This is a genomic window from Pedobacter roseus (assembly GCF_014395225.1).
Lineage (GTDB): Bacteria > Bacteroidota > Bacteroidia > Sphingobacteriales > Sphingobacteriaceae > Pedobacter > Pedobacter roseus.
Window position 1 is genome coordinate 4,116,769 of record NZ_CP060723.1, and the last position, 20,857, is coordinate 4,137,625.

Below are 20,857 nucleotides of genomic sequence, written 5' to 3' on the forward strand. Positions count from 1 at the left end.
GAAAATCCCTGAAAATAAATGAGTTTTAAACTTTAGCGATACCTTTCGAAGAAAATTGCAGATCGTAAAGCTTTTTGTAATAGCCGTTTAACTTTAACAGCTGTTGATGTGTGCCTTTTTCTTTGATTTCGCCTTTATCGAGTACAATAATCTGGTCGGCCTTTTGAATGGTCGATAAACGGTGGGCAATAACGATGGATGTACGTCCCTCCATTAAATTATCGATGGCTTTCTGGATCAACAATTCGGTTTCGGTATCTACAGAAGATGTGGCTTCATCTAAAACCAAAATAGCCGGATTGTGGACCAATGCACGTATAAAAGAAATCAACTGCGCCTGCCCTGCCGAAAGTGTGGCCCCTCTTTCCATCACATTATATTGATAGCCACCAGGCAAACGTTCGATAAAATCGTGTGCACCTACTTTTTTGGCTGCATTTACTACCTCAGCGAGGGTAATTTCGGGATTATTGAGTGTGATGTTATTTAAAATCGTATCGGAGAACAGGAAAACGTCCTGAAGAACGGTTGCGATGTTACTTCGGAGGTAATCAAGGTCAAAATTTTCGATCCGGATGCCATCAACTGTAATATCTCCTTTTTTTACTTCGTAAAAGCGGTTGAGGATATTGATGGTAGAAGATTTACCCGCCCCAGTTGCCCCTACTAAAGCTACGGTTTGGCCTGATTTTACTTCAAACGATAGATCTTTCAACACATAGTTTTCATCGTTATAAGCAAACCAAACTTTCTCAAATTTGATGTTACCATCTAGTTTTGCAGGTTTCTGGGATCCTTCATTTGGTGTAGTCTCATCAGTATCTAAAACTTTAAAAACACGTTCGGCGCCAACCATTCCCATCTGTAGCGTATTAAATTTATCAGCCAGCTGGCGGATCGGCGTAAAAACCATGCCCAGGTACATAATAAACTGCGTAATGGTTCCCGGCGTTACATCTAAAGGTTTAGAAAGAATGCTTTTTGCACCATACCACACCAATAAACCCAGCGACATGGCCGAAATTAACTCTACTACCGGAAAAAATATAGAATAATACCAGTTAGAACGAATATTGGCATCGCGGTAGCGTTTGTTAATGGCATAAAACTTCCGGTATTCTTGTTTTTCCCTTGCGAAATACTGCACAATAGAAACGCCTGTAATGTGTTCCTGCAAAAAGGTATTCAGGTTAGAAACCTCGTTTCTGATTTCCTGAAAAGCCACTTTTATGGCCTTCTGGAATTTGCGGGTAGCCATAATCAATAACGGAATGGGCAAAAGTACCACTAAACTCAATTCCCAATCAGTATAGAGCATTACACCAACAATCACCACCACTTGCAAACTGTCACCAATCATGGAGATTAAACCCTCCGAAAAAATATCGGCAATGGTTTCGAGATCGGATACCGTGCGGGTAATCAATTGTCCTATCGGTGTTTTATCGAAATATTTAAGGCGAAGCCTGGTAATGTGGTTAAAAACATTGATTCTTAAGTCGCGGATAACCGATTGACCCAAGGTATTGGTTAAAAGCGTGTGGTTATACTGAATGAGCGTCTGTAAGATCAACATGAAGATCATGAGCATCGTCATATTTACCAGGCCATCATATTTTCCGGTTAAAATGTAATGATCAAGCGTATATTTTATCAAAAATGGACGAACAGGAGAAATAGCCGCCAACAAAATGGTTAAAACAACCGACCATACAAAAACGGCACGGTAAGGCTTTACATATTGAAAAATACGTTTCAGTAATCCGGTGTTGTATACGTCGCCTGTGACTGCCATTTTGTGGTTAACTGTTTAATCGTTTAAATTGGTTAACTGTTTTCTATATCTAATTATTGAATCGATTAACTGTGCCAAGCTACAATTAACCGATTAACCAGTTTATACAGTTAACCCAAGTAGGGATACTCAATCTTTACTAAATACAAACCACAGGCGGGTACCGATTGGCCGGCCTTACTGCGGTTTTTACTTTCTATTATTGCTTTAAAATCGTCTAAATTTATTTCTTTTTTCCCAATCTGCACTAAAGTTCCCATAATAGCTCGCACCATATTCCTTAAGAAACGGTCGGCCTGGATGGTAAATACTAATCCATCTTCCTGTTCTTCAAAAACAGCTTTGGATACCTTACAATTGTTGGTAAAGGTTTGGGTATTGGATTTACTGAAACAGGAAAAATCGGTATAATTTAATAAAAGCGCTGCTGCCTGGTTCATCGCGGCCACATCCAGTTTATCTTTAATCAACCATGAGCGGTTAAGCTTAAAAGGATTTTTTTCAAAATGAAGGTAATATTTGTAGGCACGTGCTGTGGCATCAAAACGGGCATGGGCATCATCATGTACCGGTATAATCTGTTTGGCAGCAATCTGATAAGGCAGCATGGCATTAATTCCTGCTATGGCATTTAAAACTCTGGCTTCTTCAACATCCTCGACATCGAAATGGGCATAAAAATCGGTCGCATGTACGCCAGCATCCGTCCGCCCGCAGCCTAAGGTTTCTATAGGCTGACGAAAAAAAACAGACATAGCTTTATCCAGCAATTCCTGAACGGTGATTGCGTTGGGTTGAATTTGCCAGCCATGATACAAACTGCCATCATAAGCCAATTGGATGAAATACCTTTTTTTACTCAAAGCGATGCAAAAATACAGTTTAAGGGGAAAGGGCAAAGCGCTGAGTAGGGCGTTTGGCGTTGGGAGTATGGCGTTCGGTGCAAAATCTATCACAAAAATATAAATTAATGCTTTTTAACGATCCCTACTCCTATCTGAGCACTTTAATCTTTCTTTCTTTTCTTAAAAAAAGCTAGATTTGTTGTTATATATTTTACATTCATGATACAAAGAATACAATCGATCTGGTTTTTTTTAGCTGCTTTAACTTTAGTTTTAATGTTATTTTTGCCTATTGCCAGTAAACAAACCACAGGAACAGAAACTGCCGTGTACTCTAGTGGTTTATTTCAGATTATTGCCGGCAAAGCAGGATCACCTTTCAAAATACAATCGTTTCTACCTTTATTGATCACCAATATTGCCATTGCGATCCTTTGTTTCATCAATATTTTCAATTTCAGAAAAAGAACCTTTCAAAAACGTTTTGCTGTTATTTCTATCATATTGATCGGTGGTTTCGCTTTTTGGTGCAGTATTTATGCAAAAAAATTACCGGGAGGAATTGAAGGCGCGAATTTTGGCATTGGTGCTTATTTACCCGCTTTAGCTATTTTATTTATTGTATTGGCTATTTTTGGGATTAATAAAGATGAAAGGTTGATCCGGTCGGCTGAAAGATTGAGGTAATAGCGGGAAGCGGCTAAATTGATCTAAATAGATCTCTCCATTCCACTGCGTTCCAGTCGAGATGACGATCTTTTTATTAAAGTTTTCTTTTGCAATTAACCGATTTAAACAATTAACCGATTAACCATTACAAAACCGATTAACCATAAACTTACTTTAACTCTTCTATCCCCAGTTTAACTGCAAGTTCATTCAGATCTTTTACCACTACATCAATTAACGGGATACCGCTTATTTTTCTTTCCTGTTCAAATTCATGCTCAGGTTCTCCGGGAATGATTACTTTTTTGTCAGGATCGATTGTTTTAGCGCTTTTGAAACGTTCTACCCAATTATCCAGGTGATCTTTAAATTCGGCAGCCGGCCTGAAACCATCAACACGCATGGCTCCTAAGAAATGCCCAAGACCTTCGCCGACCGGATTTGCAGAAGGCTCTAAGAAAGCTACAAAAGGAGGAACCCAAGGACCATAATTGGCACCAGAAAGCACTGCTGATAAAATATCGACTGTTGCACTTAACCCGTAACCTTTATGGCTTCCATGATCTTTATCACTCCCTAATGGCAATAATGAACCGCCACTTTTTAATTCGTTCGGATCGGTAGAGTTTTCGCCGTTTTTATCCTGAACCCAGCCATCGGGATACTTTTATTGGCTCTTTGGGCGATTTCCAATTTACCATTTGCAGCAGCAGCAGTAGCCATATCTACAATTACCGGTGGATATTTTCCCGCCGGAAAGGCATAACACATCGGGTTTGTTCCCAATAAACGTTCGTTGGCATAAGTTGGCGCAACCAGCGGACTGGCATTCGTCATGCTGATACCGATCATATCTTTTTCTACAGCCATTAAAGCATGGTAACCTGCAATACCAAAATGGTTCGAATTTTTAACTGAAACCCATCCACTTCCATATTTTTCAGCCTTTTCTATGGCAACTTTCATCGCAAATGGCGCAACAACCAAACCTAAACCTGCATCGCCATCTACCGTTGCCGTAGTTGGCGTTTCGTGTACGATTTTAATATCGGGCGTAGCGTTGATTCTTTTCTTTTCCCAAAGCCGAACATAACCACTTAACCGGGCCACACCATGCGAATCAATGCCACGTAAATCTGAACGGATTAACACATCAGTTGCTAAATCGGCATGCGTATCGGAACAGCCCATTTTTTTAAAAACGCTGTAAGTGAAAGCTCTTAGGTTGGTTTCGGTAAAGGTGATGAAGTTCATTTTAGGTATCAAGTATTAGGTATCAAGATTGACTCCGGACATCAGACTGCCGACTCCGGACTAATTTTAAGGCAATAAAACAGTAAAATCGCCGCCTAATGGTTCGAAATTTTCGATACAGGAAGAAAGAAAATCCTCTCCGTAATTTACATACATCGGGGCAATATTCAAGATTCTTTCCTGAAGTGTTCCACTCGGGAAAAGCCTTTTCTTTACATTATCAATCTGCAATAATGCAGTCTCGTGTTTACGTTTTTCAGCACGGAACAGTTTCTTTTCGAGGTTGGCCAGTAAATGATTGGTTTTCTGTTTCGCAGTATCGGTTGATACGGAAAGCGTTTTATCAATTTTATAAGCATTTAGCTTAATCTGATCGAAAATGCTGTTTATCGCTCTTGTTTCATCAGCCAAACTTAACTGTGCAGTTGTATTGCGCTTTACCCAGATATTTTTAAGTTCTTCAACAGGTAAGAAAATATCTTCTAAAGAAAATCCCAGGTTATATAAGTTCTGAGCACTGCGCTTATCAATTAATAAAGCAGAGTTGCGCAACAATAAAACAGGGAAATCAACTTTATAAAAGTCGAAATTAGCTTTCAACTGCATCCAATAAGATACTTCGGCACCACCGCCGATATAGGCAATGTTTGGGAGGATTACTTCCTGATACATTGGCCTCATTACTACATTCGGACTAAAACGTTCGGGATGGGATTCAATTTCGGCTTTCAGTTCACTTTCAGTAAAACTGATATCGGTATGATTGACTGTATATTTACCTTTTTCAAAGATTAAACGTTCACGCAGGTTATCGATCAGGTAGAAAAAGTTAATATCGCGACCGTTTACCTGGGTTTTATAGCCCAGATCTTCGAGGTTTTTAGAACTGTTATCGATGTTTTTTGCACTGTTGTGCTTTATGATATCTTCTGTAATGATGTTAGCAAACTGTTTTTTTAATTGCGGATCATCTGCATTTACAATCACTAAACCATATTTTTCAAAAAGATTATTCACTAAAAACCTGGTGGCATCAGCTAAATTATCATGTTGTAAATAGGCCTGCTCTACCAATTTGGCAATTCGTTTTCCGTTTTTAGAAATACCTAAGTAACCTTTATAGGCCGTTACCGCAGCAGCAACGGTTTTGGTACTTAATCTCCCGGTTGCACCATTGGTTTGTTGTATCCAGCTGATGTTTTTCTCATCAACGCTTACATGATTAATTTCTTCAAAATCGTGATCTTCTGTGGCCATCCAATACACCGGAACAAAATTTTTGTCTGGATGCGCCATTTTTAACTCAATGGCCAGGTTAATGGCGGTTACAATTTTATAGATGAAATAAAGCGGGCCGGTAAACAGATTTAACTGGTGGCCCGTTGTAACGGTAAAAGTATTTGCTAAACCTAAAAGCTCAATATTTTTGCTAACCGATTTATTGGGCTGTAGATGCTGATATTGCGTTTGTAAAACCTTTACCAGCATGGTACGATCGCCCTGGAAATTTCTATTTTCTATAGCTTTGGCTAAACCCTCCATATCAGGGCGATAACTATAAAAAGCCTTTAGCTGTTCTTCGTTATTAATATAATCTAAAACCAGTTTTGAAAAAGATCCGGTTTCCTGATATGAGATATATTTTGCCTGCATGATGTGCGAAAGTAATGCAATTTAAGGATAATTATAAAGTTGCGTTACTATTTTACAATTGTTAAATAATTAGAGGTTGCTTTCTATCGCGCCAACTTTTTCGCGGTACAAATCAATCGGACCATCTAAAAGCACTGCAATTACGGTTAACTCCGGATCTAATTTATCCTCAGGTACAGGAATGTAAACAATGCCTGGTATTTTGCTCCAGTAAAGCTTGTTATAAATTTCGTGCGGAAGCATGGTGCCCTCCCCTACAATCCTGATCCTGCTGATGTTGTTTTTTAAGCCTTTAATGGCAATTGGCCCGGTTGGTGTGCCTTCTACAAATAAATAAAGTGTTTGTTTATCTGCAGAAAGTGCAGTATTGCCCTGAAAATGCCCTGCCGGAATTCCTCCAGTTGTTTTGCATAATGCTTCAGCATTTTTGATTACCCAGTTGTTTACTGTTTGATCCAAAGGTTTAATATTGACGTTGAAACCCATTCCATCAGCTGCAAGGTTGGTGTCATTAAAAATATTAGTGCCCTTATCCAAAGTTGCAGCTAATTTTTTCAGTTTGTAGGAAACAGAAATCTGTTTATCATTTGCCGTAAATAAATCTTTTAATGAAATGGCTTCATTTTCGGTTTCAACAAGGTCAATAGGCTCATCAAAACTTACTTTTACCACCGTTACGTCCTGATCAAAATTAGTTGAAGGAATATTGAATATATAATCGGAGGCGCTAATGTTGGTGAATTTTACCTGACCACCGCCAACTAGCTGCATATTTTTCACTTTTGATTTAATACCGGTTAGCACAATGCCTTCATCTGTTTTATAATCGAGGTAAAGGAATAGCGTTTTTTTATCTTTAGAAAGTGCAGTTTTTGCATTGAAATGTTTTTTAGAGATGCCTGTTTGCGTTCCGTAAATCGCTTCACTATGCTTTTTGGTCCAACGGCCTAAATCTTTTAAAATCTGAACCTGTTCAGGCGCGATGGTACCATCGGCTTTTGGTCCGATATCCAATAACAAATTACCGCCCATACTGATACAATCAACCAGGGTGCGGATAATCATGTTGGATGATTTGTAGTGATTATCATAAGGCTGATAACCCCATGAATCGTTCATGGTATAACAAAGTTCCCATTCGGGTGAGCTGGGTTTTACTACCGGAACACCCTGTTCTGGTGTATCGTAATCGCCATGTCCGTTTAGGCGAGAATTGACAATGATATTCTGGTTTACCTTCCGTAAATTTGAGAGTATATTTTTGGCCTGCCATTCTTCTCCGCTGTGTTCCCAATCGCCATCAAACCATACCAGATCGGGATTGTATCTTGTTGAAAGTTCGTTTAACTGTCCCTGAAAGTAATTTTGAAATTTTTTAAACCTTACGGGATCCTGTTTATAATCATATCGTTTCCTGTCGCGGGTAAAGCCATCATAATCGGGATAACTCCAATCGGGCAATGAAAAGTATAAACCTGTTTTCAATCCTGATTTTTTAAGTTCGGTTACAAATGGGGTGATTAAATCTTTTTTGGCTGCACTGCTATTAACGGTTGTGGTTGCGTTGGGCATTTTGCTATCCCAAAGGGCAACACCATCATGGTGTTTTGTGGTAATTACCGCGTATTTAGCACCGCTTTCTCTAATCAGATTCACCCATTCTTCCGGTTTGTATTTTGCAGCGGTAAAACCATTAAGTTGTTTCATGTAAGCATCGTGATTGATGTAGTTGTTGAAAAACGACCATGATTCGGAAATACCATTAACCGAATAAATACCCCAATGGATAAAAATACCCAGTTTGGCGTCAGCAAACCATTGCATTTTTTGACCTGAAGCTGCTGTTTGCTGAGCAGAGAGTTTACCGATAAATAATGGGAATAAAATAAAGAAAACCTTAAAATAACGCATGATGTTGTTTAGTATATCTAAACGTTAAATATAATATTTTGAAAGCAATTTGGTTAGAAAAAGATGTGTATTATATCACTTGATTTCTGTCAGATGGAAATATCTGACACCATTACGTTTGGTTAGGTGCCTAGGTTTCGATTGGTGCGATACCGTACCGACAGGTTAAATATATAACACCATGGAAAAGGCTGAAGATTCGCATTTGAAAAACCGGCTTTTATTAACTAAACCCGATAGAAGGGAACCCGATTCTTCATCGGGTGGAATGATAGCGGGACTACTGAATCCGAAACGCCACTGAAACTGCTTTTCAAAAAAAATAAATTACTCAACTTAATATCTTACACCAATATTGTACTCGTTGATGCTGTGAAATTTGTAAATTATAGCTAGATTTCGTGTCAGATATTAACTTTTAACTTCACTAAAACAGATTAAGATACCTTGAAAAAAGTTACCTTATTTCACCTGGAAAAACCTGATATCAAAATATCGATGGAATTGTATTTTAATGATAATGACCAATTGTACTTTGATGGATACGATATTGGAAAATCAGTTGAAGCCGCCTGGGGAGATACTGATTATGAGTACAGCTATACAATTGAATCAGAAGAAGTAGATAAGTTTTACCAAATCTTTAATTTAGAGTCAGGTGATAAATCTGGGTTATTACTCGCTTTAAAGCATCGGTTTAGTAGTGATAAAGCCTATTCATTATTCGGCGATTTTATGAATGCTAATCATGTCATATACAGTAGTTTTTCATGGAGCTGAGGAGTAAAACTATCTAAAGAACCCCTTACGAACGATTCCTAAACATCAAATAATCAATTGTTGTTTACAAAAAAAGCCGCCCCGAAAAATCGGGACGGCTTGTAAAATATTTGGTTTAGTGATTTACCATTTTTTACGGCGCTCGCCGCTTCCACCTTCACGGTTTCCGCCTTCTCTGCGTGGACCTCCGGTGTTACCACCTTTGTCATCACGGCTACGACCAGAGAAATCTCTGAAACCGCCACCGCTATTTCCACCTTCACGTCTACCGCTACCACCGCCAGATTTTCTGTCGCCGCCGCCACGATAACCGCCGCCGCCACCGCCGCTTCTGCGTTCACCGCCGAAACCACCGCCACCGCTACGTCTTTCGCCGCCACCGCGTCTTTCACCTGCGCCTTCACCACGACCACCGTCTCCGCTTTTCTCGATACGTACCTGACGACCGTTAAACTCAACAGATTTAAAGCCTTCGAAAACTTTATCGGCAACATCATCTTCTACTTCAAAGAAAGAGAAAACACCTTTTAAATCGATTTTACCAACACTTTTGCCACCAATTTTACCATTGTTACAGATAAAAGATAACATATCGCCACGGGTAAACTCATCTACAGAACCTAAGTTGATGAACAAACGGGTGTAACCTTCGCTACCACGTCCGCGTCCAGCTCCTCTTTCGCCTCTGTCAGCACCACGGTCGTCGCCAACTGCAGCATTTAAATCAGGTGCTTTAGAATAGTAATCCAAGAAACGGTTAAACTCTAATGAAGCAAAACGTTTAATTACATCTTCTTTGGTTAAATCAGCAAATTCATCCATAATACGAGGAATGTACTGATCAATTTGTTCGTTGTTAACTTCTACATTGTGTACTTTATGTACTAAAGAGAATAATTGTTTCTCACAAACATCAAATCCTGTAGGAAGCTCAGCTTTGGTAAATTGTTTACCAATAATGCGTTCCAGCTGACGGATTTTTCCAACTTCTTTAGAGTTGATGATACAGATAGAAATACCGGTTTTACCCGCACGACCAGTACGGCCAGAACGGTGGGTATAACTTTCAATTTCGTCAGGTAAAGAGTAATTGATTACGTGAGTTACATTGTTTACATCGATACCACGTGCAGCAACATCAGTAGCAATTAACAACTGCATGTTACGTTCACGGAAACGTTGCATTACTTTATCACGTTGTTGTTGCGATAAATCGCCGTGTAAAGCATCAGCATTGTAGCCATCTTTAATTAAATGCTCAGCAACATCCTGTGTATCCAATTTGGTTTTACAGAATACTACTGCAAAAATTTCAGGATTGAAATCTACAATACGTTTTAAGGCAGCGTATTTATCACGTGCACGAACAATGTAATATTCGTGTTCGATGTTTACGTTACCAGTGTTTTTTGTGCCCATGGTTAATTCAACAGGATTATCCATATAGTTTTTAGCTATACGGCGAACTTCTGCAGGCATGGTAGCCGAGAATAACCAGGTTTTTTTGTCATCAGGAGTAGTTGATAAGATGTCGTTGATATCGTCCTGGAAACCCATGTTCAACATCTCGTCAGCTTCATCAAGCACAACATATTTAACGTTTGAAAAATCAATCGCCTTACGGCCAATGATATCCAACATACGGCCGGGCGTGGCCACTACGATTTGAATTCCCTGACGGATTTCGCGTAGTTGTTGCATAATGTTCGCGCCACCGTAAACGGCAACAACGTGGGCATTAGCAATGTTTTTAGAAAAGTTCTTAAGGTCGTTAGCGATCTGTAAGCATAACTCACGGGTAGGGCATAAAATCAATGCCTGTGGTTTGTTAACTTTAAAATCGATTAGTTCTAACAGCGGCAAACCAAATGCGGCTGTTTTTCCTGTTCCTGTTTGGGCCAAACCAACAAAATCATTAGTGCCTTCTAACAGTACAGGAATACTTTGCTCCTGAATAGGTGTTGGAGTTTCAAATCCAAGATCCTTTACGGCATTAACGACGTCATCACTTATCCCCAATAATTGAAATGGGTTTGTCATTCGTCTTTTTATTTTTAATTGAGCCGCAAAGGTACGGTTAATATTCCGTATTTCACAGATTACCAGGTAAATAGTTTTTAAGGCTAATTATTTGAAAATAAGGGGATAAAGGGAAATGGATGACGGAAGATGGAAAAGGGATGATGGAAGGGTTTTAAACTAAGATCGTAAAGGTGAGGCATGGTTTGTTTTTTTTGGGGTAAGCCTGGAGTTAGGTGGATTATGATTTTTAAACTACATTGAGGTTAAGTGGTTAATTGGTTAAGTGGTTAATTGAATGCCTGGTGCCGAACCTATCGCGTATGTTTTAACCGCAGAGGACGCAGCGTGTAGGCAGGAATCTTAAAGCTGATTGCTTTAAGATTCCCAATCGACCCGATAGATATCGGGTTGGGAATGACGAAACTAGTAGGATATTCAGCTTGTTCGGTATCTCAGGTTTATAATCAAAACTCCGTGCGTTCCGTGTTTCCGTGGCAAAAAATAATATGAAGAGCATGCTCCTTTTGATAGATTCTTCGGCTACGCTCAGAATGACAAATCTAATAAAAACGAGCGCAAAAAAAGCCGCAGATTTAACCAGAATCTGCGGCAACTATTACTCGATTATGGTTTATACCCAACCATAGGGGTGTATTTTTAAGGTTTTACTGTGATGTTATCTTTTAAATAAAGCGCCTTGCTCGATGAGCCGATCATAATTCTATAATCTCCGGGAACTGCGTCCCATTTATTATTGCCATCAAGCGTTTGAAGCACTTCTTTATCTATTTGAAAAGAAACGGTTTTCGTTTCACCTGCTTTTAAGCTCACCCTTTGAAAAGCCCTGAGCGCCAGAACAGGCTGAGCCAGCTTGCTTAGTAATGGCCTCATGTACAATTGAACCACTTCTTCCCCATCGTAACTGCCTGTATTTTTCAGTTCAAAGGTTACAGTCGCGGTTTCATTTTTAGCTATGCTTTTGCGGCTGAATTTTAAGTTGGCATAAGAAAAGTCGGTATAACTTAATCCATATCCGAAAGGGAAAAGCGGCTCACCACTTAAATTGTTGTAGTCATCACCTCTTCCGGTTGGCTTGTGGTTATACACTAAAGGTAGCTGCGATTCATCAACAGGACAGGTAATCGGGAGTTTTCCTGAAGGATTTGCTTTACCCAACAATACATCTGCCACAGCATTGCCACCAGCTTCGCCAGGGTACCATACATTTAAAACTGCGCTTACCTTATTTAACCAGGGCTGCATATTAATGGCACTGCCACCGGTTAACACCACCACAATCGGTTTACCTGTTTTTGCAAGTTCCTGTAAAAGAGTTTCCTGATTACCCGGCAGGTTTAACATTGCCCGATCTAAAAACTCTCCTTCTTTTATCCCTGCTACAAAAACCACCACGTCGTTATTTTTTGCTGCTTTTACCGCATCTGTTATTTCGTTTGGTTGCTGAACATTATAATCCCATACGAGTTTGATCTTGCCATTGCCTTTAGGTTCGAAAAATTCTACTTTAATGGAGTAGGCTTTATTTTTCTCAAAATGGAAATGCGCTGTTTTTAAATTGAATGATTTTTTATCCCAGTTATCAATCACCAGTTTATCGTTCAGATATAATCGGTAACCATCATTTCCCTCCAATCCGATATTAAGATCTGCATTTTGCGGAACTTTTATACTGCCCTCCCAGCTGATCGAATAATTATCCAAATCAAGTTTTTCATCAGGAGGATATAAAGTCCAGCTGAAATTGATGGCCTTATCTACCTGCTCTTTTACAGGTTCACCAGCGAGGTTGAGTCCTTTATAATACTTTGCAGTCAACCCCAATTTTTGATTCACAGAAAGAAACTGGCTATCTATCGTGACATAAGATTGAACTTCGCGACTGCTACCTTTTAAATAATTAATTTCAACATCGCCGGATACTGCACTTTTCAGTCCTTCCAAGATGTTTATCTTTTTATTTCCAGTGCCACTATAACCACCCAGCCTGCCTTCAACAGCATCCTCACCTAATAATAAAATGCGTTTTGTACTTTTTAGGGGAAGAATATGGTTATCGTTTTTAAGCAGTACAAAAGATTTCAAAGCGGCTTCTTTGGCGAGGATATGATTGCTTTGATCGTTTAACATTTTTTCGGCAATACTTTCGTCAACATAAGGCTGCTCGAAAAGGCCAAGTTCGAATTTTGCTCTCAACACCCTGGTAAGCGCATCGTCAATCCGTGATTTTGGGATACTACCATCCAAAAATGCAGGCAAAAATAATTTGTAGTGGTTATAATCTACCTGAAAAATCACGTCTAACCCGGCATTGATTGATTGTGCTGTTGCATCTTTATAATCTTTGGCGGTAAAATGTAATACATTGGCACCACCAACCGCCCCGGCATCAGAAATAACGAAACCTTTAAAACCCCATTCTGATTTTAGTTTTGTGGTGAGCAACCATTTATTTGAAGTTGCCGGCGAGCCAAAAACACTGTTGTAAGAAGTCATTAAAGAACGGATGCCTACATTTTTAACGCCATCTTTAAATGCAGGAAAGTGGATTTCTTCCAAAAAGTGAGTGTCCATTTCAATAGGATAACTATCACGACCGCCATCGCCAACATTGGCAATAAAATGTTTAGGGGTAACAATAATATTCTGTTTTTCTATGGCGTTCATAAAGGCATGCCCCAACACAGTGGTTAGATAAGGGTCTTCGCCATAAGTTTCTTCTACTCTGCCCCATCTTACATCGGTAGCCATGTTAATTACAGGCGCCAAAAGATCTCTTAAACCCCGCACCCGCGCTTCGTTGGCAATGGCTGTACCTATCTTAGCCACCAATGTGGTATCGAAAGTTGCCGCTAAACCAATAGATTGTGGAAAAGCAGTAGCACCCTGCCTTACCAAACCATGCAAGGCCTCATCAAAAGGAATAATGGGAATCCCCAAACGTGTTTCTTCTACAAAGAATTTCTGGATTTTATTGATTTTTTTGGCAAGTGAAAGTCCATCTTCAGAAGTGTTATAGGTTAACATCTGTTGTGCATTGCCACTTCCCTGCGCGGCCGCACTTACCTGCAAGCCAAAAATGCCATGTTTAAACTGTTGTTTATTCTGTTCGTTAACATCCCCGGGGATCATGAACAACTGCCAGAATTTTTCTTCCGGAGTCATTCTCGAAATCAGGTCTTTTATCCTTAAATCGATACTTAACTTTGAATTTTTATAAGGCAATATTTGCGCCTTTTTCACCTGTGCAAAAAGACTGCAAGAGAAAAAAAGCGTAGGCAATAAGTATAGGTATTTTATCGATTTCGGCATCTCTATTTAGTTTCAGGCGTAAAAGAAAATGTAAGGGCTATTTTCTCATCAGTTTTAGGAAGATTAAAGTGGACTTTACCATCTTTCAATGTCCATTTTACTTTTTGGTTAGTAGTTAAAATGGTAATTGGCGTTCCTTTTTTAGGACTACTCCCCTGCCATGAAATTTCATTAACAGCAGCCTTGTCAATAAAGCTGATTCCATAAACTGTTTTTCCGTCCTTACTCTGGGTAAACCAGTTTTGCCCGTCGTGATAGTTTTTGGTTATCCGTGTTCCGTAAATGGCCGTACCATTTTTTGAAGTCCACTGCCCAATTTCTTCTAATTTTTTAATCACATCGTCAGGCAGTGTTCCATCTGCTTTCGGACCAACGCCCAATAACAAACTTCCGCCTTTGGCAACAATTTCTACCAGTTTATGCACTACTTCAGCTGCAGACTTATATTGATCGTTAGGGACAAATCCCCATGCACCACCTAAAGTCATACAGCTCTCCCAAGGATAATCCAATTGTTTTTCGGGGATTTTCTGTTCAGGGGTTTGGTAATTTTCGAACTGACCATGTACCGTTCTGTCTACCATAATTAAACCAGGCTGTGCTTTTCTGGCCATGTCTGCAATCTTCGGCATATCTACATCCTGGCTCCACTCCGGAATTGGCGCTCCCCATGAAAGCACTTCCTGGTTTACGCTGGCCCGCGGGCGAACCCAGCCACCATCTAACCACAGAATATCGATACTACCATAATTATTCATCAACTCGGCGATCTGGTTTTGGGTATAGCTTTTAAACATATTCCACCGCCATGGATTTTTTCGGATGTCGTAATTGTTGTTTCTGTTAGCGGTGGCATATTTGTCCCACCAATAATACTGAGAGTGCCAATCTGGTTTAGAAAAATAAGCACCGATCATAAAGTTTTCTTTGCGGAATGCATCGAACACATATTTGGCCACATCTTTTTTAGCATTGGCAGAAAAAGGGCCTTTTGCAACACTAAAATCAGATTGTTTAGTATCGAACATGGCAAAACCATCGTGGTGTTTAGTGGTAAATACCAGGTATTTCATGCCGGCATCTTTACCTGCTTTTGCCCATTGTTCAGGGTTGAATTTTGTAGGGTTAAATTTTTCGCTCTGGCCCCAGTACCATTTTTTATAATCTTCGTATTTGATGGTACTATCCCTTTCAATCCAATCTTCAGAACAGATAGACCAGGATTCGATAATCCCGGGAACGGCGTAAAGCCCCCAGTGGATAATCATTCCAAATTTTTTATCCTGCCAGGTCTCTAGTTTTTGTTTAACCGCAGCATCTTTAGGCCATTCGTAAATTTCTGATTGGGGCATGATGTCGTTCTGTTGGGCAGAAGAACGGTACACAAAGAGCATTAAACAGAAAAGAAAGTAAATTTTTATCTTCATTATCAGGGTATAAAATCCCGGCCAATACTGGCCGGGATATGAGTTAATTTGATTTACAATTATGGCATCCAATATACCTTTTTGGCAATCTGAACATTAGCGTCTACATTACCGCCAATGGCATTTAAATTTGAAAGGTTGTTGGTTTTCTCATCGTCGGGATAAGGCAACCTGTTATAGGTAACAGGGGTGTAAGTGGCATCCTTAGGTGTCACCCCAGTACGGCGGACTGTACACCAGGTTTCCACTGCATTAAACATACTTGCCAACCAGGACTGCGTAATTATTTTCCGATAATTTCCCGCTACATCACCAGCTGTAAATTTTACCGCAGGGTTACTGGTAAAAACATCAATCTGTGCCTGGGTAATTGGGCCAGGTTTAGCAGCAGTAGGCCATATAGCAGTTGTATTACTATTAACAGTAGTGTACCAAAAGTTAACAGATGCTTTCATCCCTGCATTATATTCTGTTTCAGCCAAAGCCTGATCGGCACCGACGCCTATACCTTGGTTATAAATTTCTGCCTTTAAGAAATGTACATCTGCTTCCGAAATAATTACATAAGGGAAACTCTGAAAATCACGTACGAGATAGTAATTAAATACAGCAAATTTATTACCAGGATCGGTACCTGGAGCTTTTGGACTATTGGTAGATTCATTCGGATAAGGTGTACCACCATCTTGTACAGATCCATTTTGTGGTTGAGGCACCCATTTGCCTGCATTATTTGGCATAAACCAGACTTTGTAACGCGGATCAAAAAAACCAGATCCATCATCAGCGTTGGTTGACGACATTTTAGCAAACACATTCGAACTCATCCTGATGTTCGAAACAGAGAGCTCCCGGAATGCATACCAATAGCGATCGCCATAATCTGGAGAATTTGGTATAGACACTAAAGGAAAACTTCCAAAATTACTTTTGTATAAGGCCGTAAGGTCTTGATCATTAGGTAACGGGTAAGTAGAAGGATTTCCCAGAATTTCTGCAATGATGCCCTTCGCCTTGGTTTGCAGATTGGTTTTACTTAAACGAACAGCATAACGCAGTCTTAAGGCGTTTCCAAACTTCTTCCAGGCGACAAAATCGTTGGTTAAAAAAGATTCATAAGTACCTATTGAGCTTTGGTTTGGGCCACCAACACCTTCAACAGCAGCTTTCAGATCATCTAATACACTGTTATAAACACTTTCTTCTTTATCATACTTCGGTTGGTAGTTTGCTGAGCCTTCGGTAGCAATAGCGGCCTGGCTGTAAGGTATATCGCCATAGCGATCTAACATCGATAAAGTTTTTTGGCTCATCAGAATAGTTGCCATATACTTTACATCATTATAGATGCCTGGATTTGGAGCGGCACTAACAAGCTTTAATAATTGTTTATAATCGGCCAGATCCTGGTAATAATTACGCCAAAAAGTAGTAATATAATTAATATAGGGTAAGTTTTTATTCTGAACACCCTGCTGATTGGTAATTGGCATAAACAAACCCGCATAGATCGTATAATCTTCTTCTGTTGCACGCTTGGCCAAATTATTAAAAAAGCCTGCAGGTGTTGCTGTAGAAACCGTTGCATCTTTATATGGCTTATTTAATTCTTCGAAACCTTTTTTACACGATGCCACACCAACGATCAGCGAGAGGCCAAGTATAGTATGGATTACTTTATGTTGAATTTTCATGTGATTAATGCTTTAAGTGACTAAAATGAAGACCGTATAGTGAAACCAAATGATCTTGTTTTTGGCAGAGATCCATATTCTATACCTTGCATATTACCGATACCGTTTACACCTTCCGGATTTAAGCCTTTAGGTATAGTAGTAAAAATGTAAAAAAGGTCTCTTCCAACCAGTGAAAGCGACAGGTTTTGAATAAACTTTGTTTTTTGAAGCAATGTAGCCGGAACCTGATAGGTTAAAGCTACCTCCCTAAGTTTCATCCAGGAGTTTTTAAATACTGATGCAGAGCGTGGAGCACCAAGGTGGTTCCAGGCAGAAAAAGTACCCTGATAGTACCATTGGTAATTTACCACATCGTTGTTTGGAGTAGCACTTGTAATATTGCCCTGAGTATCGCGGGTAACAAAAACACCTCCAAAATTAACTCCACTGTTTGAGGTCGTCCCATCAGGATAAACCAAAGGTAAACCTCCACCATCACGTTCTTTTAAGGTTTCTACTAAGTTTCCACTGCCCATACCTGCTGCATAAGAGCCGAAAAAGGTATCACCACCAATTTTTGCATCAGCCAATACGTACAATGAGAATGCTTTGTACTTAAATGTATTAGTAATACCACCGGTTAACATGGGTTGAGAATTACCTATTGGTACCTCATCGGCTGTTTTTACCCACTGCGTACCTGCATAATAAGTTTTGCCATTAACAGTATACTGTAATGGCTGCCCATCTGTTCCTTCAGCACGCATAACTATTTTTTGACCATTGTAATAGGTAAAATCCCTTCCGTATAAGGTACCATAGTTTTCGCCAACTTTAACACGTTGTGAAATACCGTTGCCACCAAAAAAAGTACCCAAGGTTAGGGTTTCAATTCCATCCTGTAAAGCCAAAACCTTAGTTCTGGCATGTGCTCCGCTTATAGATACATCCCAGCTAAAATCTCTCGTTTTTATTGGAGAACCACTAATAATGAACTCAAAACCGGTATTACCCAACGACCCTGTATTAATTTTAACATTGTTAAAGCCTGATGATAAGGCCAATGGATTATCCAGGATCTGGTTAAAGCTTTTCATGGTATAACCTGTTAAATCTATGTTCAACCTGTTTTTAAATAAACCTAAATTAATACCAGCTTCGAACGATCTGCTTTTTTGCGGTTTTACACCTTCGAATTTTAATGTGCCTGGTAAGCTTTGTGCCTGCTGACCATTGTTTGTGGTTACATCCAAAAGATTAAAAATAGAATATGGGTCGGTATCTGATCCTGTTTCCGCATAAGAAAGCTTCAACTTTCCGAAACTTAACCATGGTAAACTGTTTTGTAAACCTTTAATCCCATCGGTAAATACATAACTTAAATTAGTTGCAGGGTAAAAGTAGGAGTTAGAACCATTTGCCAATGTACTCGACCAGTCGTTACGTGCTGTAGCTTCTAAAAACAGATAATTTTTGTAAGAAAGGTTTAAAAAACTGTATGCAGAATTTATCTTTTTGGTGTATTTTGTTTCCTCTGGTTGTGGAACAGGGTTTGAACCGTTATTTAAAGCAAAAACAAATGGTTTTACCAAGCTTCCATCAGTCCGGTTACTCGAAACATAGTCATTGCGATAATAGCTTTCTACCCCAGCAGTTAAACTTGCATTAATTTCTTTGCCAAAAAGATTGTCTTTATGTAAACGGGCGAAAGCCTGTAGGTTGGTTGACAAATTTTTGGCTTGTGCCAATTTATAAGCACCATTTGCCTGTCCTAACACATCAGTAGGATAATTTTTCACAGTGGTTACATCATTCGAATTGTCTACCCCACCTTGTGCGGTCACATTTAAGAAATCAGTTAAATCAGCCATTACTTTCATCCCCCCGGTAAGCCCGTTCCTGTTAAATAGCGTGTTGTTATTATTAATATTCCAATACTGGTTAGCTAAATAACTTCCGCTGTAAGGATATGCAGGCGAACCTGCAGGGAAATTACTTGGGGTAAGTACATCCTTCCGCGAATTATTAGGACCATAAGTATTGTCGAAATCTACATAAGGGTTATAATCTCTTGGCATGGAATAAATTACCCCTCCCAAGTAACCCGAACCAACAGTTGGGGCATTTAAACGGGTAAAGTTTACATAACTTGCCGTAACTTCTGCACTTACTTTTTTAGAAACCTTAAGTGTAGAACCTAAGTTAAAAACGTTCGATTGGATATTACTATTTAAAATATTGGCTTTGGTGTCATTTCTTGTATAAGAAATACGTCCGGTAGCATTATCATTACCGCCAGAAATGGCCACGTTATGACTTACTACTGAACCATCAGGAAAAAATGCTTTCCAGTTATCTGGCTGCGCAGAATATGGCCGCAAAACCCCATCATAGTTTAATATGGGTAGATTATCGAATCTCGGGCCCCAGGATTGACTACCCGGATAACTGAAATAGGCATCAGTTGCTTTACCGTTTGGATAAGGAACCGTACCAAAAGAGTTACTTAAATACTCTCCTGCTGATGTGTAATTATTTCCTATTTGATAACGCTGGCCTGCGGCATTAACAGGGAACATTTTACTGTTATCTGCCGTTAACATAGAGGCTACTCCACCTTGCCCGTATTCATTTTGAAAATTTTGAAGTTCGTAAGGATTTGTATGCCTGTAAGAGTAATTGTAATCTATTCCCAGCCCAGGCCTGTTACTTCCTTTTTTACGCGTAATTAAAATAACACCATTACCACCCCTTGCACCATATAATGCCGCTGCAGCCGGGCCTTTTAAAACGGTAATGCTTTCAATATCATCCTGGTTGATGAAGTTCATTCCTGTACCCCAGTCGTTATTTGAGGAAACATCGGCCCCTGTGTTAGCGGCAACAGATGAAGTATTATTACCGTTCACATTGGCTGGGTCGTTATTAATCGCCACACCATCCACGATAATTAAGGCCCTGTTATCACCAGTTAATGAGGTATTTCCACGGACAACAATCCTCGATGAACCTCCTTCTACCCCACCGCCTGATTGTGAGATCTGCAAACCGGCAACTTTACCCATCAAACCCTGCGCTATCGTGGGCGCCTGACCAATGGTTAAGTCTTTTCCAGACACTTCTTGCGTGGAATAACCCAATGCTCTTTTTTCCTTTTTAATTCCGAATGCCGTCGTTACCTGAACTTCGTCCAGACTATTAGCGGATGATTCTAGTTTAACATTTATGGTAGCAGATGCTCCTACCGTAATTTCTTTTGAAGTATAACCAACAGATTTAAAAACAAGGATATTTCCTTCTGCTGCTGAAATTGAGAATTTACCATTTCCATCGGTTTGAGTGGCTTTGGTTGTTCCTTTAATTGCGACACTTACACCTGGTAAGGGTCCTGATGCTTCCACCACCGTACCGGTAATGGTTTTCTGTGCAAAAGCAGTTATTGTTAAAAAGCTTAACAATAAAATACTTAAGCACCTTAAGTACATTCTTTTCATA

The 20,857-nt window shown here is 39.6% G+C and carries 11 protein-coding genes and 1 pseudogene; 2 read left to right on the forward strand and 10 right to left on the reverse strand.

The window, feature by feature from the left end:
- Positions 1–25 precede the first annotated feature (25 nt).
- Together H9L23_RS16845 and truA are read right to left on the reverse strand one after the other, a co-directional pair.
- The gene (locus H9L23_RS16845) at positions 26–1,795 is read right to left on the reverse strand and encodes an ABC transporter ATP-binding protein (protein ID WP_187591485.1); all 1,770 of its coding nucleotides are present in this window, start codon (positions 1,793–1,795) and stop codon (positions 26–28) included.
- A gap of 110 nt (positions 1,796–1,905) precedes the next feature.
- The gene (truA, locus tag H9L23_RS16850) at positions 1,906–2,658 is read right to left on the reverse strand and encodes a tRNA pseudouridine(38-40) synthase TruA (RefSeq protein ID WP_187595514.1); all 753 of its coding nucleotides are present in this window, start codon (positions 2,656–2,658) and stop codon (positions 1,906–1,908) included.
- 201 nt (positions 2,659–2,859) lie between these two features.
- Between truA and H9L23_RS16855 the strand changes: the two genes are divergently transcribed.
- A complete protein-coding gene (locus H9L23_RS16855) occupies positions 2,860–3,327 on the forward strand; it encodes a DUF4293 domain-containing protein (RefSeq protein WP_187591486.1) in 468 nt (155 codons plus the stop codon).
- A 151-nt stretch (positions 3,328–3,478) separates the two neighbouring features.
- Here the strand turns inward: H9L23_RS16855 and H9L23_RS16860 are convergent.
- From H9L23_RS16860 to H9L23_RS16870, 3 genes and pseudogenes are all read right to left on the reverse strand, one after another.
- Positions 3,479–4,563, reverse strand: a pseudogene (locus H9L23_RS16860) (Ldh family oxidoreductase).
- A 66-nt stretch (positions 4,564–4,629) separates the two neighbouring features.
- Positions 4,630–6,216, reverse strand: a complete 1,587-nt coding sequence (gene bshC, locus H9L23_RS16865) for a bacillithiol biosynthesis cysteine-adding enzyme BshC (protein WP_187591487.1) — start codon at positions 6,214–6,216, stop codon at positions 4,630–4,632.
- Positions 6,217–6,285: 69 nt separating this feature from the next.
- The gene (locus H9L23_RS16870) at positions 6,286–8,127 is read right to left on the reverse strand and encodes an alpha-L-fucosidase (RefSeq protein ID WP_187591488.1); all 1,842 of its coding nucleotides are present in this window, start codon (positions 8,125–8,127) and stop codon (positions 6,286–6,288) included.
- A gap of 447 nt (positions 8,128–8,574) precedes the next feature.
- Between H9L23_RS16870 and H9L23_RS16875 the strand changes: the two genes are divergently transcribed.
- Positions 8,575–8,907, forward strand: coding sequence for a hypothetical protein (locus H9L23_RS16875; protein ID WP_187591489.1), 333 nt, complete (start codon positions 8,575–8,577; stop codon positions 8,905–8,907).
- A gap of 123 nt (positions 8,908–9,030) precedes the next feature.
- On the opposite strand, the gene H9L23_RS16880 is transcribed toward H9L23_RS16875, so the two are convergent.
- The 5 genes from H9L23_RS16880 to H9L23_RS16900 form a co-directional block, all read right to left on the reverse strand.
- Positions 9,031–10,947, reverse strand: a complete 1,917-nt coding sequence (locus H9L23_RS16880; RefSeq protein WP_187591490.1) for a DEAD/DEAH box helicase — start codon at positions 10,945–10,947, stop codon at positions 9,031–9,033.
- A 639-nt stretch (positions 10,948–11,586) separates the two neighbouring features.
- Positions 11,587–14,259: a glycoside hydrolase family 3 C-terminal domain-containing protein gene (locus H9L23_RS16885; protein WP_187591491.1), complete on the reverse strand. Its 2,673-nt coding sequence runs from the start codon at positions 14,257–14,259 to the stop codon at positions 11,587–11,589.
- Between the two features lie 2 nt (positions 14,260–14,261).
- Positions 14,262–15,686, reverse strand: coding sequence for an alpha-L-fucosidase (locus tag H9L23_RS16890; protein ID WP_187591492.1), 1,425 nt, complete (start codon positions 15,684–15,686; stop codon positions 14,262–14,264).
- 59 nt (positions 15,687–15,745) lie between these two features.
- A complete protein-coding gene (locus H9L23_RS16895; protein ID WP_187591493.1) occupies positions 15,746–17,380 on the reverse strand; it encodes a SusD/RagB family nutrient-binding outer membrane lipoprotein in 1,635 nt (544 codons plus the stop codon).
- Positions 17,381–17,400: 20 nt separating this feature from the next.
- A complete protein-coding gene (locus H9L23_RS16900) occupies positions 17,401–20,856 on the reverse strand; it encodes a SusC/RagA family TonB-linked outer membrane protein (RefSeq protein WP_187591494.1) in 3,456 nt (1,151 codons plus the stop codon).
- Position 20,857: the final 1 nt, after the last annotated feature.

Coding starts and splice junctions, on each gene's coding strand:
- H9L23_RS16845 (WP_187591485.1), bottom strand. CDS start 1,795: ATGGCAGTCACAGGCGACGTATACAACACCGGATTACTGAAACGTATT.
- H9L23_RS16855 (WP_187591486.1), top strand. CDS start 2,860: ATGATACAAAGAATACAATCGATCTGGTTTTTTTTAGCTGCTTTAACT.
- bshC (WP_187591487.1), bottom strand. CDS start 6,216: ATGCAGGCAAAATATATCTCATATCAGGAAACCGGATCTTTTTCAAAA.
- H9L23_RS16870 (WP_187591488.1), bottom strand. CDS start 8,127: ATGCGTTATTTTAAGGTTTTCTTTATTTTATTCCCATTATTTATCGGT.
- H9L23_RS16880 (WP_187591490.1), bottom strand. CDS start 10,947: ATGACAAACCCATTTCAATTATTGGGGATAAGTGATGACGTCGTTAAT.
- H9L23_RS16885 (WP_187591491.1), bottom strand. CDS start 14,259: ATGCCGAAATCGATAAAATACCTATACTTATTGCCTACGCTTTTTTTC.
- H9L23_RS16890 (WP_187591492.1), bottom strand. CDS start 15,686: ATGAAGATAAAAATTTACTTTCTTTTCTGTTTAATGCTCTTTGTGTAC.
- H9L23_RS16895 (WP_187591493.1), bottom strand. CDS start 17,380: ATGAAAATTCAACATAAAGTAATCCATACTATACTTGGCCTCTCGCTG.
- H9L23_RS16900 (WP_187591494.1), bottom strand. CDS start 20,856: ATGAAAAGAATGTACTTAAGGTGCTTAAGTATTTTATTGTTAAGCTTT.